Raw genomic sequence first — 19,662 nt, forward strand, 5'->3', positions numbered from 1 at the left:
ATTGAATATGATCAACGTCACCATTTGGAATGAATTTGTCCATGAGAAAATTCACGATGAAGTAAGGGAAGTCTACCCGGATGGTCTGCATCGAGCACTGGCTGACGGACTTGGCGGCGAAGGCTTTGCTATTCGTACAGCTACACTGGATCAGCCTGAACACGGATTAAGTGATGAAGTGCTGAATTCCACAGATGTGCTTATATGGTGGGGACATATGGCACATGATCGCGTAAGCGATGAGATCTCACAGAAGGTCGCGCAGCGAGTGCTGAACGGGATGGGAATGATTGTGCTCCATTCAGGTCATTTCTCCAAACCATTCAAAGCGCTGATGGGAACCAGCTGCGATCTGAAGTGGCGTGTAGCTGACGAGCAGGAAATTGTATGGTGTGTTAACCCATCTCATCCGATTGCGGATGGCATCGAAGGCAAGATTGTATTGGAAAAAGAAGAGATGTACGGCGAATTCTTCGATATTCCAGTACCGGATGAACTGGTGTTTGTGAGCAACTTCCAGGGTGGAGAAGTATTCCGGAGTGGATGCACGTTCCGGCGTGGTGAAGGTAAAATCTTTTATTTCCGACCAGGTCATGAGACGTATCCGACCTATTACAAACCGGAAATATTGAGAGTGATCAGCAACGCAGTGAAATGGGCATATCCTGCCCGCAGCTTTAAGCCGGAATTTGGCAAGAGTGAACCTGTAAGACCATTTGGTGGCGTGCTGGTTTAATTTACTAATTGCTTCGTGAAAGATATATAAGTTTAACTAACATTTACACATTAACGGAGAGGGCAGAAATAACTTGAAGAAGCGGAGCGTGCGCCTTTATCCCCGGATTTTCCCTTTTAGAAGGGAATTAAAAAAATCTGGGGATAACAGCGATCGGAAAGTTGTTCTGACGTCGGAGTGGTAGTGTAAATATGCTTTAGTTGAACTTATACAGATAATGTATACGAAGGAACCCTTCTGCAAGTCAATGATGACTGTGGCAGTTGGGTTCTTTTTGGGTAAGATAGTAGTACGGGGAAGTTATACGATATTTCCCATGGTTACGACGCAGCGTGTAATGTATACTGGGATGTATAATCCATTTTGGATGTTATGCTTCTAAATTTTAAACTTTTTAGTTGCAGGCGTTTTCTTTGAAGCTTAAATATGTTATTATGAAATATACTAACAAAATGTAAGTTGATTTGAGTGATCTCTAAAGAGGTGATTAATGTGGAAGGTCAAGAATTGCGGATGTGTCCGCGTTTTGAGACGGCGTTTTCTTTTTTGGGCAAGCGCTGGAATGGTTTAATTATTCAAACGTTGATGAGTGGTTCGAAGCGATTCAAGGATATCTCCAATCTCATTCCATCCATGAGTGATAAGATGTTATCCGAACGGATGAAAGATCTGGAGAGTGAAGGTATTCTGGTTCGTCACGTCTATCCCGAGACGCCGGTCCGTATTGAATATGAGCTGACGGATAAAGGTAGAGCGCTCCAGCCTGTCATGAATCAAATTCAAGACTGGGCTGAGCAGTGGGTTGACTAACGTATAAGCATATCACCCACTTTCGTTGCATGAATGACATAGACTCCTGATTTCCGTGGAAATCAGGAGTTTTTGTCTTAATTATTAGGTGGATCGGCGTTTTTCTCTTAGGCTATGCACATGTTGTCATGAGTTGTAGTATAATCTATAGAAAATGGCCACAGACGGCCGGAGCGAAGGAGGCCCACTTGTCATGAGAGAAGAAAGCTTATCCCGTGAAGTACGCTACGGCAAAAAAGATATTGCGGAACTTGAGAGCGCATCCATTCAGGTACATCTAATCTACAAAAAAGCTGCGGAGTTGTTTAAGCGCACAGCATATTCGCGTTCGGTTAAAGATGATTTTGCCGAAGTAAATACGCATTCTGTGAACAGCGATGGTCCGAAATTAGCTCCGGCGGTGCTGCAAAAATGGATTCAAACGTCCAGGGGCTGGAAGTGTATCGGATGTGAGCTGGGACAACCTGATTCAACGATGTCTCAGATGGAAGAAACCATCCATGGAAAGCAATTGGTTCTGGATGTGGGAGAAGGTCGATTGGTTCAGGCAGAAATGCTGATTCAGGCGGTTGTTTGGTCTCAATATGAGAAGATTCGAATGTTTGCACCATGGCTTGGTGATGAACCCTTTTATAGCGTTCAGGAACTGGATGTCATTGCCCGTTATATTGTGCCTACCTATTTCTCGGAACGGCCTTTGCATGAGCAAGGGAAGGTATTCAAGGTACATCAACAATATGGGCAGATTCCGTTGTATCAGGAGTATGTAGACGCACCTCCATGTTGCGTGCAGGTGGACGGTGGATTGCTTGAAGGGCGATTGCTGACAGGTGTATATGTATCTGAGGAGCAGTTCTTCGGGCTTAATCCATATCTGAAAGATGGAGATGGAGGACGGACATACATGCAGGCTAGTGTCCAATGATAACGTAACCAATTAGAACATAAAAATGATATAGATTGGAGAGCCTGTATGCAGGCTCTCTTTCTTGTACAAGCCCTATTTGGAGGGGAAACCCTATAAAAGTAACGGCTTTGACACTTTTTTTTGCCGAAAGTTGTGCCATAATAGAGGTTATGGACAACAGGGTGAATGATTTTACGCAGGGTGGTGTTACCTACATGATGAAGAAAATCCCCGGTTACATAGGTGTATGTTTGCTCCTACTGGCGATCTTGGCTGGTTGTAGTGAGACACAGCCTTCTGAGCAGCCAATTGTCAAAGAGACAGAAACAGCGAATACGATCACAGTGGCTGTAGATGGCAGTACGTTTTTGCCTGATGCAACAAAGTCCATTAAGCGAGATTTTAGTGAGGGCTTGACACTCAAAAAGGCATTACTCAATAGCGGACTGGTTGATTTTACGGCAGATGGCAAACGGATTCAATCCGTCGGTGAAGTTTCTCTGGATTCTTCGCTTAGCTGGGCTGTCAAATTGAATGGCAAGGATATTGAACAGGAAGATTGGGACATGGAGCTTCATGCCAAAGATGAAGTGATCATTTACGTGAAAGCCGCTGACAGTGGGGGGGATGGCGTTGCATATCAGACAACGTTACTCAAGGTTAGCGGTGGAAACATTATGCCAACCCTCAATCGTCAATATGCTGGCGTCTACGTTCAAGAGTGCACAGTTCGTGATGTGTTAAAGTCCAGCGGCATTGTAAGAATGTCGGAGAATAACAAATTTGTCGTTTCGGTCGAGAATGTCACGCCTCGTATGAATGAGCGGTGGGTCATTATGGTGAATGACAAAGAATTAATGGAAAATGGTCTGGACATGAAATTAAATCCACGTGATGCGGTAAAGCTTGAATTGACCAATGCATCCTAAGTATACCAAGAAGCCCAATCTCTTTTTAGAGAACTGGGCTTTTTTTCATTAATTTATATATAGCAATATCCGATTAGAATAGTAAACATTAAATACGACAGATCTCGTTCGGGCAAAGTTCACAATGACAGATCCCTTGCAGCATCTTCAGATCTTTGATGACGATCATGCCATTGTCATATTCAATCGCATCTTTCTTGCGCAGGTCGCTTAACATGCGGTTTACACTTTCACGAGTGGCTCCAATCATATTGGACAGGTCCGTGTGGGTAATTTTTTTGTGAATAATGACATGCTCTCCATGAGGCTCACCATACGAATTCGACAACCGAATGAGGGTGGAGCAAAGTGCACCCGGTTTGCCATATAACATGAGATCCCGGAATTTGGTCTGTGTCAACCGGTGGTGGATGCCCATCCATTTCATAAAATCGATCGCGAAGTCACAATGCTGGCAGATTAACATCTCCAGGTCTTTATGCTCCAGCACACCGATCTCACTATCCTCCAGCACTTCCGCTGAGAAGCTGTGTTTAGAGCCAAAAAAGGGATCAGCCTGCCCAATCATATCACCGGATTGATACATGTACATGATCAGTTCTTTGCCTTCATCCGTGGATTTGGTGATCTGGGCACGGCCCCGTTTCATATAATAAAGTTTGTCAGAGACGTCGCCTTCCCAGTACAGATGTGTACCTTCCGGATAGGTTCTATCTTTCATGGTAACCAGCAGATGGTTGAAATTTGCTTCCGTGAAACAATTGGTATTGCCGCGCTTTTCCAGTACAGTTGTTAGTTCTCTCATAAGTCTATCTCCCCTTTATGTCCATCGGACGACCTTCTGTAGTAAGCAGTAGCCTCCGAGGTTCGCCGCAAACCGTTGCCGTCCTGATCAGGGTCATCTCGGCCGGGAGGAAGGACGGTACAAATTGCGGTGGTTCAATTTTTAAGTTCAGTATATACCTTATCTTGCCGTTTGAGGGGCGTGGAAAGGGGGCAAAAATGGCGAAATTTCAAACATTGTGATTAAATTCACTTTTGATGGAGAGGATGAATTTTACAGCCCTATATTTTAAATAGGAAGTGAAATGGTCGTATGAAGGACACTACAAAACTTAAATTAAATTTGTTATACTTTGTGAAAAAAATCACATAATTAAGTTTATTGTCATGTTACGATGTGAATGTAAACGAGAGAGACAAACTAATACGAACCTTTAGGAGGATGAGGGAGATGGCTGTAAAGAACGAAGTCGCCCCAGCAAAAGAACCGACAGCAGGTCAGTATATCCAAACGTTAATTGACAAAGCGAATAAAGCACACGCTGCATTCATGAAGATGGACCAGAAGCAGATTGACCGGATTGTGCAAGCGATGGCGCTTGCGGGTCTGGATAAACACATGATGCTCGCCAAGATGGCCGTAGAAGAAACAGGCCGCGGAGTATATGAGGATAAAATCACCAAAAATATATTTGCAACTGAATATGTGTACCACAGCATCAAGTATGACAAAACCGTAGGTGTGATTGAAGATAACGAATATGAGAGCTTCCAGAAAATTGCGGAGCCGGTCGGCATTATTATGGGGATTACACCCGTCACGAATCCAACATCAACGACGATGTTTAAAGCACTGATCTCCATCAAGACGCGTAACCCGATCATCTTTGGTTTCCACCCATCTGCACAGAATTGTAGCCGGGAAGCTGCCAAAATCCTGCTGGAAGCGGCTGTGAAACATGGTGCACCAGCAGATTGTATCCAGTGGATCGATGATCCTTCCATGGATCGTACAAATGCGCTGATGAATCACAATGATGTAGCTCTCATTCTGGCAACAGGCGGATCAGGCATGGTACGAGCAGCGTACAGCTGTGGTAAACCTGCACTGGGCGTAGGACCGGGTAACGTACCTTGCTTTATCGAGAAAAGCGCGGATATCAATCAGGCAGTAACGGATTTGATCCTATCCAAGTCTTTCGATAACGGCATGATCTGTGCTTCCGAACAAGCGGTCATCATTGAAGAACCGATCTTTGATCAAGTGAAGAAAAAAATGATTGCAAATGGCTGTTACTTTGTTAACAAAGATGAAGCAGCAAAATTGACAGCAGGTGCGATTAATGCCGAGAAATGTGCAGTGAACCCGGCGATTGTTGGTCAATCTGCGGTGAGCATTGCGAAATTGTGCGGCATTGAAGTTCCAGCGGGAACCAAAATTCTCGTGGCCGAGATTGAAGGGGTAGGTACCAAATTCCCATTGTCGGCTGAGAAGTTAAGCCCGGTACTGGCTTGTTACAAAGTTAAAACAGCAGCAGAGGGAATTGAACGTGCAGCAGAAGTGGTTGCTTTTGGCGGCATGGGTCACTCCTCGGTTATCCACTCGAATAACGAAGAAGTGATCAGCAAGTTCGCAGATCGCCTGCAAACTGGACGTATTATTGTGAATTCCCCATCCACACACGGCGCAATCGGTGACATCTACAACACTAACATGCCTTCGTTGACACTGGGATGCGGATCATATGGACGTAACTCGACTTCTTCCAACGTAACCGCTGTGAACTTAATCAATGTGAAAAGGGTGGCTCGCCGTACCGTGAATATGCAATGGTTCAAAGTGCCGAACAAAGTCTACTTCGAAAAAGGCGCAACGCAGTATCTTGCCAAAATGCCTGACATCACACGTGTTGCGATTATTACGGATGCCATGATGGTGAAACTAGGTTATGTGGAAAAGGTAGAACATTATCTGCGTCAACGCCAAATTCCGGTAGCGATCGAAGTGTTCTCCGATGTAGAGCCTGATCCGTCCACAACGACAGTAGATCGCGGAACGGAAATGATGCGCCGCTTCCAACCAGACTGCATTATCGCACTCGGCGGTGGATCACCGATGGATGCTGCAAAAGCCATGTGGTTGTTCTATGAATATCCGGACACGGACTTCAACGATCTGAAACAAAAATTCATGGATATTCGCAAACGGATCTACAAATATCCACGTCTCGGCGTAAAAGCGAAATTTGTAGCGATTCCAACAACTTCTGGTACAGGTTCTGAAGTGACATCGTTCGCGGTTATCACAGATAAAAATCAAGGTAACACCAAATATCCATTGGCCGATTATGAGCTGACACCAGACGTAGCGATTGTCGATCCGGAGTTTGTATACTCCCTGCCTAAAACGGCTGTAGCGGATACAGGTATGGACGTACTGACTCATGCGATTGAAGCTTATGTGTCTGTTATGGCAAATGACTACACAGATGGACTTGCGATCAAAGCAATTCAACTGGTGTTCCAATACCTGGAGCAATCTGCACTGCAAGGCGACAAACTGGCACGTGAAAAAATGCATAATGCTTCCACGATTGCCGGTATGGCGTTTGCCAACGCATTCCTGGGCATTAACCACAGCTTGGCGCATAAATGGGGCGGTCAGTATCACACCGCACACGGACGCACCAATGCGATCCTGATGCCGCACGTTATTCGTTACAACGCGAAAAAACCGACCAAATTCGCATCGTTCCCGAAATATTCGCACTTTGTAGCCGATGAGCGATATGCCGAAATTGCCCGTATCTTGGGATTGCCTGCTCGCACAACAGAAGAAGGGGTAACCAGTCTCATCAATGCCATCCGTAATCTGAACAAAACACTGGGAATTGAAGAATCGTTCCAGGAAATCGGATTTGATGCCAAAGACTTTGAAGCACATGTCGATTATCTGGCAGACCGTGCCTTCGAAGACCAATGTACAACCGCTAATCCGAAGTTGCCTCTGGTAACTGAACTGGCTGATGTATACCGCAACGCTTTCTACGGAAAGTTTGAATAATAAATCTAGAACGAAGAGAATGCATTACGGCAAGAAGATCAGGGTTCCCCGAAAGGGGAGCCCCGATTGCCGTCTTTCACACAATAACGAGAGGGCAGAAAGACAGAAGAGCGAAGCATCTGTTTTTCAGGATTTATTCTAAGATTTGATGTGCTCCGAGCCTAGAGGAGCAATGGCTCTTAAAGAGGTTACACGGAATCCGTGATGTGGCCGATTGAGCCAGATGTTCACACAATAACGGAGTGGGCAGAAAAAACTGAAGAAGCGGAGCGTTCGCCTTTATCCCCGGATTTCACCCTTTGAAAAATAAAATTGAAAAAATCCGGGGATAACAGCGATCGGAAGTTGTTCTGCCCGCGCAGTGGCTAAGTGTGAATTTACAGGGTTCAATGGGACACAGCGCAGGTGGAGTGAGTTAGTTCACTGACTTTGTGACAAAAATCACAGATGATGAAAGCCCCAAGTCGTATACTGAAAATGTAAGAAAAACATTCATCCCGCGGTTCCGGTTCCCAAGTAGAGAGAACATGTTCCGGTTTATGTGAAACAATTCACATTAATCGCGGCTCTGGGCACACAATGCTACGAATGAAGCAAGATGTTATGTGTCCAGAAATCCAAATTAGTGGAGGGATTAAGATGTCGGTGATTGAAAAAGATGTCAAACAACAAACAGGCTGGAGAAACTTTACCAAAGGAACATGGACCAAATCCGTAGATGTGAATGATTTTCTGGCACACAACTTGTCTCCGTATTACGGCGACGAAGCATTTCTCGCAGGTGCAACCCAGAATACCAAAGAATTGTGGGATATCGTATCTGATCTGACCAAAAAAGAACGGGATAACGGCGGTGTCCTTGACGTTGACGTGAACACACCAGGGACTATTATTTCTCACCAACCCGGTTATCTGGATCAATCCAAAGAGCAGATTGTCGGCGTTCAGACCGATGCTCCGTTCAAACGTTCCATTCAACCAACAGGCGGAATCCGCATGATGATTGACGCATGTGAGGCATATGGCTTTGAAATGCCACAGGGCGTCATTGATATATTTACAAACATTCGCAAAACACACAACCAAGGTGTATTCGATGCTTATACTTCCGATATGCGTGCAGCGCGTAAAGCAGGGATTATTACAGGTCTTCCAGATGCTTACGGCCGTGGCCGGATCATCGGTGACTATCGTCGTGTAGCTTTGTACGGGGTAGATTTCCTGATTCGTAACAAAAAAGGTGAACTGAATGCACTCGAAGTTGATGTTATTGATGAAGATGTCATTCGTCTGCGGGAAGAATTGTCTGAACAGATTCGTGCATTGCAAGAATTGAAGCAATTGGGCGATATGCACGGGTTCGATATTTCCTTGCCAGCGACAACAGCAAAAGAAGCGTTCCAATGGTTGTACTTTGGTTATCTCGCTGCGATCAAAGAACAGAACGGTGCTGCGATGTCACTGGGACGTGTATCTTCTTTCCTGGATATCTACATTGAACGTGACCTGCAAGAAGGTATTTTGTCCGAAGAACAGGCTCAGGAATTGGTTGACCATTTCGTAATGAAACTGCGGATTGTCAAATTCCTGCGTACACCGGATTACAACGAACTGTTCAGTGGAGATCCAACATGGGTGACTGAGTCCATCGGTGGTATGTCTGTGAATGGTGAAACACGTGTAACCAAAAACAGCTTCCGTTTCCTGCATACGCTGCACAACTTGGGTCCTGCACCAGAACCGAACCTGACTGTTCTCTGGTCCACGAAACTTCCAGAAGCTTTCAAAGATTATTGCAGCAAAGTATCCATCGAAACCAGCTCAATCCAGTATGAAAATGATGATCTGATGCGTCCAATCTACGGTGACGATTACGGTATTGCATGCTGTGTGTCGGCTATGAAGATCGGGAAACAAATGCAATTCTTCGGCGCTCGTGCCAACCTGGCTAAAGCTCTCCTGTATGCGATCAACGGTGGTCGTGATGAGAAATCCGGAGCACAAGTTGGACCTGAGTATCCTGCCATCACTAGCGAAGTACTGGATTACAATGAGGTTATGAAACGCTTCAAACCAATGATGGAGTGGCTCGCGAAGCTGTATATGAACACCCTGAACGTCATTCACTACATGCACGATAAATACAGCTATGAGCGTATCGAAATGGCATTGCATGACCGTGACATTGTACGTACGATGGCTTGCGGTATCGCTGGTCTGTCGGTTACAGCAGATTCACTGAGTGCGATCAAATATGCCAAAGTAAAACCAATTCGTAACGAACAAGGCATCGCTGTTGATTTCGAAATCGAAGGAGACTTCCCTTGTTACGGTAACAATGAAGACAGCGTAGACAGCATTGCTGTTGAACTGGTCGAGAACTTCATGGGTATGATTCGCAAGCACAAAGCTTACCGTAACGCAGTGCCAACGCAATCCGTTCTGACGATCACTTCCAACGTGGTATATGGTAAGAAAACAGGGACTACACCGGATGGTCGTAAAGCAGGTGAACCATTTGCTCCAGGTGCGAACCCAATGCATGGTCGTGACAAAAAAGGTGCACTGGCATCCCTTGGCTCTGTAGCCAAATTGCCTTATGAACACAGTCTTGACGGTATTTCCAATACCTTCTCCATCGTGCCAAAAGCATTGGGTAAAGAGGAGACTACACGTAAATCCAATCTGACTGCGATGATGGATGGTTACTTCGGTCAAAACGCTCATCACCTGAACGTTAACGTATTTGATCGTCAGCAACTGATTGATGCGATGGATCACCCGGAAAACTATCCACAACTGACTATACGGGTATCCGGATATGCCGTTAACTTCATTAAATTGACTCGTGAACAACAGTTGGATGTCATCAACCGTACGTTCCATGGTTCGATGTAAGTAATTTGCAAGTATAAGACCGCTAGAGCAAGGCATTCCAAATCATATTAAACGCACAGCGGATGCGGATACAGAAAGGAAGAGGCAGCATGGTTAAAGGACATATTCATTCACTCGAAACTTTCGGGACGGTTGACGGCCCAGGCATCCGCTTCGTGCTTTTTATGCAAGGATGTCTACTCAAGTGTCAATATTGCCACAACCCTGATACATGGGCGCTGGATGGTGGAAAAGAAATGACGCTTGAGGAGGTACTGGCTGAAATTGAGCCTTACCTGTCTTACTACCGCAGCTCCGGAGGCGGGCTCACGATATCTGGTGGAGAACCAACGTTACAGGCTCACTTTGTAGCCGAAATCTTCAAGGAAGTGAAGCGGCGCTGGGGATTGCATACGACACTAGACAGCAACGGATTCAACGAACCGGAACGGATTCACGATCTGTTGGATCACACAGACCTGGTTCTGCTGGACCTCAAACATATTGATGATGAGAAACACATCAAGTTGACAGGAAAATCCAACGAGAGAACGTTGAAAACGGCCAAGTGGTTATCGGAGCAAGGTCGGAAAATGTGGATACGCCACGTGTATGTGCCTGGTATTCATAACGAGGAAGAGGATCTGCTTAACCTCGGACGGTTTATTGGAACATTAAATGGCGTCGAGAAGTTCGAAATTCTTCCATACCATCAGATGGGGATCTACAAATGGGAGGCGCTCGGCAAAGTATATCCACTGGATGGTGTTCCTTCGCCAAGTGAAGAAGAAGTGGAGCGGGCGTATCGCCTGATCGAACAAGGTCGCCAGGAAACGGCTGGCGTGGCTTGTTCCGGTAAGTGATCTAACCTTTATATATAGTAAAAACAATCAACCAAGCAGTCCTTGCGAACATGTTTCGCAGGGGCTGTTTTTTGTCCAGTGAAGGATTTTATCCCTCCATTGATGAATTGTCAGCCTTACAATGTAAGCTCCGGCTTTTTATAATCAGAGTGTAAAGCCAAATGCTCAATATCTTGAGGAGGGTCAACCAGATGAAAAAAGGAATGACATTACTGCTTTCATTATTGCTTATCACTTCATGGACTTTGGCGGGATGTGCAAGCTCAAGTAACGAGCCACAGCAAGGTGCAAGCAATACACCTGTGGAGGAAACAAGTAAGGAACCGGTTGAAATGCTTCTCCGCCACACACAGGTGGGAGCCGACAAACAGAAAAGACTGGCCATTCTCCAGGATGTAGTGGACAAAGTTGAGGGAGAGGTACCCAATCTGACCTTTACGCTGGATGGTGTCGAATCCGATGTGAATCGTAAGGAAAAGCTTCGGGGAGAGATGGCGGCAGGTAACCCGCCGGATATATTTGAACTGTTCGGTAGCCCGGATTCCAAAGTTTATGCCAAGGAAGGTATGCTGCTTGATCTGACCCCAATCCTGCAAGAGTTGGGCATTCAAGACCAGTTTACATCCCTTGAACCGTTTACGTATGAAGGCAAAGTATATGGACTGCCGATTGGCGGTTCGGGCGAAGGCTTTTTCTATAATAAAGAGTACTTCGAACAAAAAGGATGGAAAGCACCAACTACCATGGCTGAACTGGACAATATACTGGCAGAGATCAAGGCCGATGGCAAAGTGCCGCTTGCTTCCGCATCCAAGGCAGGCTGGGTGCCGCTCATGTTAACCAACCACCTGTGGTCCCGATATGCCGGGCCGGAGATTACCGCAAAGTTTGCAACAGGTGAAGCGAAGTGGACCGACCCGGGTGTTGTGCAAGGTTTTGCCAAACATAAGGAATGGGTTGATAAGGGTTATTTCAAAAAAGGTGAACTGGGCTTCGAGTATGCCGAATATACCACGCAATTTACAAGCGGAGAAGCGGTATTAATGTATGACGGAACATGGAAATCATCTGTATTCAAAGAAGGTCAGAGCGGTGAATCGCTCATTGGCAAGGTTGGATTCTTCAATATGCCTCCGGTAGAGAACGGCGCAGGTGATCAGACGTCTTTGATGCGGGATGTGAACAATGGATACGGATTCTCGGCAGCGGTGGCGGATGACCCGCAGAAGCTGGAAGCAGTTAAGGCCTTTATCAAAAATTTCTACAATGAAGATATGCAGATCCGTGGTCTTGTGGAAGATGGCGTGTTGCCTGCGATGAAGCTGGATGAGAAAGTGCTGACCGACAGTATTACCGATGATCTGATGAAAGAAATTGTGGCCGTGCTTAATGCGTCCAAGACATCGTTCCCGGCATTTGATGCACTCGTTCAGGCTTATGTGACGACAGAAATCAGCAATTTGCAAATCCAGAAGTTGATTGGTGGGCAGACCACGCCAGAGAAAATGGCAGAAGAGCTGCAAAAGGTGCAGGAGGAAGCAAACGCTTCCGTGGAATAAATCAATCCAAGTTGAAACTGCGATCGTTGAAGTGACTGAAGGAGGCTGACCATGAATACTTCACTCCGCAGCCCGTTAATCTATACGCTGTTTGTAATGCCGGCCCTAATTCTGTTTGTGATGTTCTTCCTATATCCTATTGGCAGCTCCTTATATTACAGTCTGACGAGTTGGAATGGGGTATCCGCTGAGCCACGTTTTGTGGGCTTATCCAACTATGTGAAGGCACTGACCGATGAACGATTTTGGATTTCCACACGGAATAACGGCTTTTTCATCGGATTTTCGGTACTGATTCAGGTACCCCTGATCGTCCTGTTCTCGCTTCTGATTGCCAATGTGAAAAGGCTAAAAGGTCTGTATAAAACCGCTGTTTTTTTACCATCCATCATGTCGACAGCCGTTATCGGTATTTTATGGGGATTCATCTATGAGCCCAATATCGGGCTATTAAACAAAATGCTTCATGTGCTGGGCATCGATCCAATCTACTGGTTATCGGATAATCGATTTGCCATGTTGTCCATTTTGGTGACCAATGCCTGGCAGTGGACGGGATTCTACATTGTCATGGTGCTGGCGGCCATACTGGCGATTCCCCGTGATCTGGATGAAGCGGCTGCGATTGATGGGGCAACGGCGGTACAACGTGCAATGCGAATTACGTTGCCGCTGATCCTACCGATCATTTCAGTGGTGATCATGTTGTCCATTGCAGGTGCCATGAAAGCAGCTGACATCGTGATTGTCATGACCAAAGGTGGGCCCGCTGGGTCCACCGAGGTTCTGGCCACATACATGATTAAATACGCGATTACCAACTTCAAATATGGCTATGGCAATACCATTGCAGTGCTGATCTTTGCTCTGACGCTTGTGCTCACTGCGGTGTATCAACTGCTGGTAGCGAGGCGGAGCGAGAAGGTGGAATATTGATGCCGAAAAGCATAAAAAGTAGTATACCTCATGTGTTGTTAATGTTGTACTTGATCGCGATTTTGTTTCCCTTTTTATTTGTAATTTTCTCTTCATTTAAGCAGGATAACAATGAAATCGCCTTGAATCCATTCGGTTTACCTACAACATGGGAGTTTAACAATTACGTGGAGGCTTGGGTGAATGCCAAGATTGGCACGTATTTCTGGAATAGCCTGTACATTTCGGTTCTATCCTCGGCGTGTACGATTGTGCTCGGTGCCATGTTTGCTTTTGCGGTAACCCGGATGAGACACCGGAGATGGAGCCTGTTTCTGTACAGCCTGATTCTGGCAGGCATGCTTATTCCCAACAATGCACTTATGCTGCCGATCTATCTGCTTGTACGCAAAATGGGCATATTGGATACACATCTGGCATTGATCGTGCCCTATGTGGCCAATGCGATCCCGTTTACAATTATTATACTGGCGGCTTTTATGCGTTCTCTGCCTGGAGAAATTGAGGAAGCGGCGGTCATGGACGGCTTGAGGGCCTCGGGTATCTTTGCTAAAATAGTGATACCTCTTACAGTTCCAGCCATCGTTACGGTTTTTATCGTTAATTTCCTCGGCAACTGGAACGAATTTTTACTCGCCAACTATTTCTTATCCACCGATAAATTGCGTACGCTGCCAGTGGGCATGGTCCAGTTTCGGGATCAATATCAGATGAACTATGCCCAGATGTCGGCAGGTATTGTATACAGTGTTGTACCTGTACTTGTGATCTACGCTATACTCCAGGAGAAAATTATAGAAGGAGTAACTGCAGGTGGTGTCAAAGGTTAATACCATGAACCAGTGAATAGGGAGAACGGGATATGAACTTGCGAATGAAGCTGGCCTTGGCATTTCTGTTGCTGATTATTGTACCGATGTGTGCGCTGGGCATTGGCATGTTTCTGGTCACATCACATACGATTGAGAAAAAATACAATCAACAGGCCGAGTATGCGCTTCAGGCCATCAGCTACAATATCGAGAATGTATTTCAGCAGATCAACAATGTGACCGACAACGGGATAGCTACATCGGTTTTTCAAATGGCGTTGAACGCCAAAGATCCGACCAAGCAGGATCTGGGAACCGGTAATCAGTTATCCCTGAATGCCAGCCAGCGCAATTTTCGTTCCCTTCTATATAACTATCCGTTCATCAGTTATGCCTTTTTATATGATTTGCGTTCGTCCGAGAACAACCAGATTGTCTCCATTTTCACCAAAGAAAACTTTCAAGCCCTTCCTTTTCAGCAATTCAAAGTGCATCCCTTGTTTAACGAAATTCAGCAACTCAATGGCGTGCCTAAATGGCTCGCACCTCTGGAATATCCCGAATTAACCGGGGTAGAACCTGTCTTTACCCAGATCAGACTGGTCAAAGAACTCAGTTATTTTCAAAATATCGGCGTGCTTGTTGTTCAGATCAAAAAAGGAGAGATCGACCGGATCTTCCGTCACCTGCAAATCAGCGATTCGGCACAGGATACGTCGTTCCTGTTAATTAACGAAGAAGGGCTGATCGTTTATGATCCTGCAGGGATATATAACGGTGAGAACATGCAAAATCTTGGTGCTGAATCGGGCAGGTACGGTCCCGGTTTTAGCAGTGTCAGAACGGTCTTTGACGGCAAAGAGAGCATCATTTCGCAATATCATCTAAAGAACTATAACTGGAGTCTCGTCAGTGTGACTTCATGGGAAGCCTTATCTGCGGAAACGAATGCCTTCGCGGGTTGGTCCGTCATTATTATTCTGTCATGCCTGCTCGCAGCGATGATCTTTAATCTTTTTTTCATGAATCGCATTACGGGTAACATTGCTGTACTTGTAAGGTTTATGCGTCGTGTGGATGATGGTGACTTTAATGCGAGGGTGGAAGGAAAAGGATTCGATGAAATGCAGCTGCTTGCGCAAGGGTTCAATGAACTATTGGATCGGATCGGGGGATTATTCCGTCGTGTTCGGGCAGAGCAAGAGCAGAAGGCCCAAGCGGAACTGCGTGTACTACAGGCCCAGATCAAACCTCATTTTCTGTTTAACACATTGGAATCCATTAATGGATTAGCGCTGCGAGGGGAGGGCCGCAAAGTAAGCGAGATGGTGACCAGACTTGGCAATATGCTTCGTATCAGCATTCAGGATCAGGAGGAGATTCCGCTGGGTGAGGAAATCAGGCATTTGCAGAGTTATCTGGAGATTCAACAGTACAGATTCAGTGATTTGTTCACCTATGAGATTGACATTGCACCCCATCTATACAGCTCAATTCTGCTTAAGCTTACCCTCCAGCCTCTGGTGGAAAATAGTATTCAACATGGGTTTGAGGCGATCACCTATCCAGGTGTACTGCGGATAAGCGCATATGCAGAACGGGATTATCTGGTGTTATGTGTTGAGGATAATGGGATCGGTATTCCCCAGGAAATGCTCGCACGATTTGAGTATATGGCAGAAGATCCGCCGGAAGATATGCTCGTTGAAGGGGCGGAATCATTATCGTCCATAACGGAACGCAGGGGATTGGGATTACGAAGTGTGGCAGATCGAATCCGTATTCAATACGGGGCCGGGTATGGCATATTTATATGTTCAGCACCGGGGTATGGCACAGTTATTCGATGCATCATTCCATTATATGAGCAGGAGGAAGTCGTATGAATCTGACTGCAATGCTGGTTGACGATGAGCTGCCGATTCTGGAGAATCTGAACTTCATTTTACCCTGGGAAGAGATGGGGATTGAAATCACAGGTACAGCGAGAAGCGGTGTAGAAGCGCTGGGGAAAGTAACAGAAAGTCATCCAGACATTCTCTTGTGCGATATTCGGATGCCGTCTATGGATGGATTGGAACTTATTCGTTTACTGCGTGAGCAGGGTGAAACGTGTGAAATTATTTTGCTGACCGGGTATCAGCAATTTGAATATGCTCGAACCGCTATCAAATATAATGTACATGAATACATATGTAAGCCAATTGATTATTTGAATCTGGAACATAAACTGCGTGAGCTTGCCGGGCAGATCCAGAAGAGACGTCTGGAAAACGAATCGCAACGTTATCGCAGCCAAGAGATGGAAAGCTGGATCAGACACAAACAGTTGATTGACCTGTTGCGAGGAGAAGCACCGTTGAAGATTGCCTATCCTGCCTCTATTCCTGAATTCATAACAACTTCTGCACCGTATACGTTGTGTCTGGTGGATGCGGTCGGTTATTTTCGCCATTCTATCGGCTGGGCCGAGCTTCAGCATCAACGATGGCATGAGACCGTAAGTTCCGGACTTAGGGAAGTGACAGAGAGAACTATGGATGACTGTCAGATTCTTTCGACCCGCAAAGGGGAGTGGTGCATCCTGCTGGAGGCATCAGGTGAGTGGAAACGTCGCTCAGAGGAACTGGCCCATCAACTGTGTCTCGAATTAAATGCGATATTGTCCTTGGATTCAAGTGTGAAGGTCAGGGTTGTTCAGGATGATGTGCCCGTGAACCTGGAAAGTCAAATTCTGGAGCGATACCGGCATTGTCAAAAAATACTGATGTCCCATTCGGAGAGTGAAGACAAGGTGCTGAAGGCGAGTTGTCCCGAAACCACCTTATCGCATGATCATACGGCCTCCAAAGGGGCTAACTCATGGATTACAAGAGAAGATCTGGAGCTTGTCACTCGGTGGATTCGGCAAGGGAACAAGCAGGGGTTACGCGATGTATTGGATCGGTTTAAACAGCAAATGGGGAATTCAGGGCAATCCTTCAGCAAGATAGATGAAACCAATCTTCGGTTTATGCTTGTACACATGCTTCGGGAACTGCGTGAAGTACAGGCCATCGCTGAAGAGCACGAAGTGAGTTATTGGAATGCACTGCAAGGGGCCGTATCCATGAGGGAACTCCTTGAACTTGCAGAGGTCGTTACCCATGCCTGTCAGGGCAAACAAACGCAGCCACGTCCTTCTGTATCGGAACTGATTCTGTCTGCATGTGAGTATATGGATGCACGACTGCAACAGGACTTGGGAATAGATGAAGTCTCCGATTGGCTCGGAATCAGCCCGGGATACTTCTGCCAGCTATTTAAAACTCAAATGGGTGTTACTTTTGTAGAATACATGACGCAGAAACGGATGGAAAGTGCCGCTTTATTGTTGAGTACAACCGAATGGAGCATTACAGCGATTGGGGAAGCAACAGGTTTCAAGGAGCGCCGTTACTTCTCCAAGGTGTTTCATAAACACTTCCACATGAAACCCTCCGAGTACAGGCAGAGTAAACGATTGGGTTCGTAGTGGCAAGGGAAACGGGGAGGAGAGGTCGAATGAAACCCTTGAATGATCTGACATTGGAGCAAAAGGTAGGCCAATTGTTGATGTGTGGATTTCACGGTCAGCACGCAGATGAACAGATTACTCGCTTAATCCGTGACTATCACGTCGGAGGTGTCATTTATTTCCGGCGCAATGTCGAAAGTGTAGATCAATTGACACGGCTGTCCGCCGAACTGCAAGATATGGCGGCTGAAGCGGGGGCCCTACCACTCATGATTTCGGTGGACCAGGAAGGTGGCATGGTTGCACGGATTGACCAAGAGGGAATGACCCAAGTGCCGGGTAATATGGCACTTGGTGCGACAGGCAATCCGGAATATACCCTGGAGTGTGCTCAAATTCTGGGTCGTGAGTTAAAAAGCATCGGTATTGATATGAACCTTGCGCCGGTAGTCGACGTGAATAACAACCCGCTTAACCCGGTGATCGGTGTGCGTTCGTATGGTGAACATGCTGAAAGTGTGGCCGCTCATGGCGTAGCAGCCATCACTGGATATCAATCACAGGGCATAGCTGCTACTGCCAAACATTTTCCGGGACACGGAGATACCGCCGTAGATTCTCATCTTGGTATGGTTACGGTACCTCATGATCGAAACAGGCTGGAACAGATGGAGTTGTTACCGTTCCGCAAGGCGATTGAGGCCGGAGTTGATGCTATTATGACAGCTCATGTGATGTTCCCTTCGATTGAGCCCGAGCCCATTCCGGCAACGTTGTCGCATAAGGTGTTAACGGGTCTGCTACGTGAGGAAATGGGTTTTGAAGGCATTATTATTACAGACTGTCTTGAAATGCATGCAATATCCAAGCCATATGGGGTAGCTGAAGCTGCCGTTCGTGCTGTGGAAGCAGGAGCAGATCTGATTCTGGTGAGTCATACCTTGCAAGATCAGGTTGCTGCGCTGGAAGCCATTGTGGATGCAGTTCGAACGGGGCGCATTCCGGAAGAGGTTATTCATCAAGCGGTGGAACGCATTATGACATGGAAAAGAAAGCGCTGCGGGCAGCAGAAAGATCATCTTGTTTCGCCAAAAACGAGTGAAACGGTCGAAGCAGGAGATGTTGAACCTGTTGATTGTACTGAATCCACTGAACCTAGTGATCCCGGTGAACCAAACGAATCGACGCTGTTCAAGATTGCATCAAGCAGTATTACCATCGTTCATAATGATGGGCTGCTGCCGTTGGACCCAGAGAAGGACGTGTATGTCATCTGGCCTGAGGTTGTGCAACGGACAGAGGTGGATGAACCGTGGTCTCATACAGAATCGCTGGGTATTGCGCTATCGCAGTTGCGAGGCAGAGTTCGTGAGCACATCATTACAACTCAGCCCACTTATGATGAAGCAGATCGGATATTGGCTGATGTGTCAGATAGTGAACAAGTTATCGTATGTACGTACACATCGGCAGGTCATCTTCCGAAAGGGCAACAGTATTTGGTTGAAAAGCTTAGTAAGAATCATTCGCTGATTGTAATTGCTCTGCGCAATCCATATGATCTGCTGGAGATTTCGAGGCCGGGAAGTTATGTGTGTACGTATGAGAATACACCTGCAGTTGTTCGGGTACTGTCCCATGTGTTAACCGGTGGACTGCAGCCAACCGGAAGTCTGCCTGTCCGTTTGCGCTAGACCTATTCAATCCTTACATCTCTCTGCGATATGGTGCTGATTGACCATCTCCCGGAGAGATTTTTTTGTTGGAATTTTCTATTGGTTAATTTTGGGATATGAATGCTAAAAAGATAATTGATAGATAACTATTTTCATAGTATTTTCCTTCTATTAAAAGTTTACAATTCTCCTCTTAACTTTTTAGCAACTTTTC

General features: G+C 46.1%; 14 protein-coding genes. 13 read left to right on the forward strand and 1 reads right to left on the reverse strand.

Annotated features, from left to right (window positions below):
* Positions 1-7: 7 nt before the first annotated feature.
* The 4 genes from D829_RS0103995 (at position 8) to D829_RS0104010 (ending at position 3,382) form a co-directional block, all read left to right on the forward strand.
* The gene (locus D829_RS0103995) at positions 8-736 is read left to right on the forward strand and encodes a trehalose utilization protein ThuA (protein ID WP_017687549.1); all 729 of its coding nucleotides are present in this window, start codon (positions 8-10) and stop codon (positions 734-736) included.
* A gap of 513 nt (positions 737-1,249) precedes the next feature.
* Positions 1,250-1,546, forward strand: coding sequence for a helix-turn-helix domain-containing protein (locus tag D829_RS0104000; protein WP_074096966.1), 297 nt, complete (start codon positions 1,250-1,252; stop codon positions 1,544-1,546).
* A gap of 193 nt (positions 1,547-1,739) precedes the next feature.
* The gene (locus D829_RS30380) at positions 1,740-2,471 is read left to right on the forward strand and encodes a hypothetical protein (protein ID WP_017687551.1); all 732 of its coding nucleotides are present in this window, start codon (positions 1,740-1,742) and stop codon (positions 2,469-2,471) included.
* Between the two features lie 197 nt (positions 2,472-2,668).
* A complete protein-coding gene (locus tag D829_RS0104010; RefSeq protein ID WP_017687552.1) occupies positions 2,669-3,382 on the forward strand; it encodes a hypothetical protein in 714 nt (237 codons plus the stop codon).
* Positions 3,383-3,470: 88 nt separating this feature from the next.
* Here D829_RS0104010 and D829_RS0104015 read toward each other — a convergent pair whose 3' ends face one another.
* A complete protein-coding gene (locus D829_RS0104015; protein WP_017687553.1) occupies positions 3,471-4,187 on the reverse strand; it encodes a Crp/Fnr family transcriptional regulator in 717 nt (238 codons plus the stop codon).
* Positions 4,188-4,616: 429 nt separating this feature from the next.
* Here D829_RS0104015 and adhE point away from each other — a divergent pair, with 429 nt between their 5' ends.
* From adhE to nagZ, 9 genes are all read left to right on the forward strand, one after another.
* Positions 4,617-7,229, forward strand: a complete 2,613-nt coding sequence (adhE, locus tag D829_RS0104020) for a bifunctional acetaldehyde-CoA/alcohol dehydrogenase (protein WP_017687554.1) — start codon at positions 4,617-4,619, stop codon at positions 7,227-7,229.
* A gap of 639 nt (positions 7,230-7,868) precedes the next feature.
* The gene (pflB, locus tag D829_RS0104025) at positions 7,869-10,127 is read left to right on the forward strand and encodes a formate C-acetyltransferase (protein ID WP_017687555.1); all 2,259 of its coding nucleotides are present in this window, start codon (positions 7,869-7,871) and stop codon (positions 10,125-10,127) included.
* 89 nt (positions 10,128-10,216) lie between these two features.
* Entirely contained in the window at positions 10,217-10,969 is a 753-nt protein-coding gene (pflA, locus tag D829_RS0104030) for a pyruvate formate-lyase-activating protein (protein ID WP_017687556.1), read from the forward strand.
* 191 nt (positions 10,970-11,160) lie between these two features.
* Entirely contained in the window at positions 11,161-12,528 is a 1,368-nt protein-coding gene (locus tag D829_RS0104035; RefSeq protein ID WP_017687557.1) for an extracellular solute-binding protein, read from the forward strand.
* A gap of 51 nt (positions 12,529-12,579) precedes the next feature.
* The gene (locus D829_RS0104040) at positions 12,580-13,464 is read left to right on the forward strand and encodes a sugar ABC transporter permease (RefSeq protein ID WP_017687558.1); all 885 of its coding nucleotides are present in this window, start codon (positions 12,580-12,582) and stop codon (positions 13,462-13,464) included.
* Entirely contained in the window at positions 13,464-14,294 is an 831-nt protein-coding gene (locus tag D829_RS0104045; protein ID WP_017687559.1) for a carbohydrate ABC transporter permease, read from the forward strand. Before D829_RS0104040 ends, D829_RS0104045 begins: the two co-directional genes overlap by 1 nt.
* A 32-nt stretch (positions 14,295-14,326) precedes the next feature.
* Positions 14,327-16,162, forward strand: a complete 1,836-nt coding sequence (locus D829_RS0104050; protein WP_017687560.1) for a sensor histidine kinase — start codon at positions 14,327-14,329, stop codon at positions 16,160-16,162.
* Complete coding sequence (locus D829_RS0104055; protein WP_017687561.1) at positions 16,159-17,790, forward strand: response regulator; 1,632 nt, start codon at positions 16,159-16,161, stop codon at positions 17,788-17,790. Before D829_RS0104050 ends, D829_RS0104055 begins: the two co-directional genes overlap by 4 nt.
* A 29-nt stretch (positions 17,791-17,819) precedes the next feature.
* Positions 17,820-19,466 carry a beta-N-acetylhexosaminidase gene (gene nagZ / locus D829_RS0104060; protein WP_017687562.1) on the forward strand — a complete coding sequence of 549 codons (1,647 nt, stop codon included), beginning with the start codon at positions 17,820-17,822 and terminating at the stop codon, positions 19,464-19,466.
* Positions 19,467-19,662 lie beyond the last annotated feature (196 nt).

The sequence above is a fragment of the Paenibacillus sp. PAMC 26794 genome (assembly GCF_000316035.1).
GTDB lineage: Bacteria > Bacillota > Bacilli > Paenibacillales > Paenibacillaceae > Paenibacillus.

What these genes read in the sequence shown, in the direction of transcription:
- pflA (WP_017687556.1), top strand. Translation starts at nt 10,217, where the DNA reads ATGGTTAAAGGACATATTCATTCACTCGAAACTTTCGGGACGGTTGAC.
- D829_RS0103995 (WP_017687549.1), top strand. Translation starts at nt 8, where the DNA reads ATGATCAACGTCACCATTTGGAATGAATTTGTCCATGAGAAAATTCAC.
- nagZ (WP_017687562.1), top strand. Translation starts at nt 17,820, where the DNA reads ATGAAACCCTTGAATGATCTGACATTGGAGCAAAAGGTAGGCCAATTG.
- D829_RS30380 (WP_017687551.1), top strand. Translation starts at nt 1,740, where the DNA reads ATGAGAGAAGAAAGCTTATCCCGTGAAGTACGCTACGGCAAAAAAGAT.
- pflB (WP_017687555.1), top strand. Translation starts at nt 7,869, where the DNA reads ATGTCGGTGATTGAAAAAGATGTCAAACAACAAACAGGCTGGAGAAAC.
- D829_RS0104040 (WP_017687558.1), top strand. Translation starts at nt 12,580, where the DNA reads ATGAATACTTCACTCCGCAGCCCGTTAATCTATACGCTGTTTGTAATG.
- D829_RS0104050 (WP_017687560.1), top strand. Translation starts at nt 14,327, where the DNA reads ATGAACTTGCGAATGAAGCTGGCCTTGGCATTTCTGTTGCTGATTATT.
- D829_RS0104000 (WP_074096966.1), top strand. Translation starts at nt 1,250, where the DNA reads ATGTGTCCGCGTTTTGAGACGGCGTTTTCTTTTTTGGGCAAGCGCTGG.
- D829_RS0104045 (WP_017687559.1), top strand. Translation starts at nt 13,464, where the DNA reads ATGCCGAAAAGCATAAAAAGTAGTATACCTCATGTGTTGTTAATGTTG.
- D829_RS0104010 (WP_017687552.1), top strand. Translation starts at nt 2,669, where the DNA reads ATGATGAAGAAAATCCCCGGTTACATAGGTGTATGTTTGCTCCTACTG.
- D829_RS0104055 (WP_017687561.1), top strand. Translation starts at nt 16,159, where the DNA reads ATGAATCTGACTGCAATGCTGGTTGACGATGAGCTGCCGATTCTGGAG.
- D829_RS0104035 (WP_017687557.1), top strand. Translation starts at nt 11,161, where the DNA reads ATGAAAAAAGGAATGACATTACTGCTTTCATTATTGCTTATCACTTCA.
- adhE (WP_017687554.1), top strand. Translation starts at nt 4,617, where the DNA reads ATGGCTGTAAAGAACGAAGTCGCCCCAGCAAAAGAACCGACAGCAGGT.
- D829_RS0104015 (WP_017687553.1), bottom strand. Translation starts at nt 4,187, where the DNA reads ATGAGAGAACTAACAACTGTACTGGAAAAGCGCGGCAATACCAATTGT.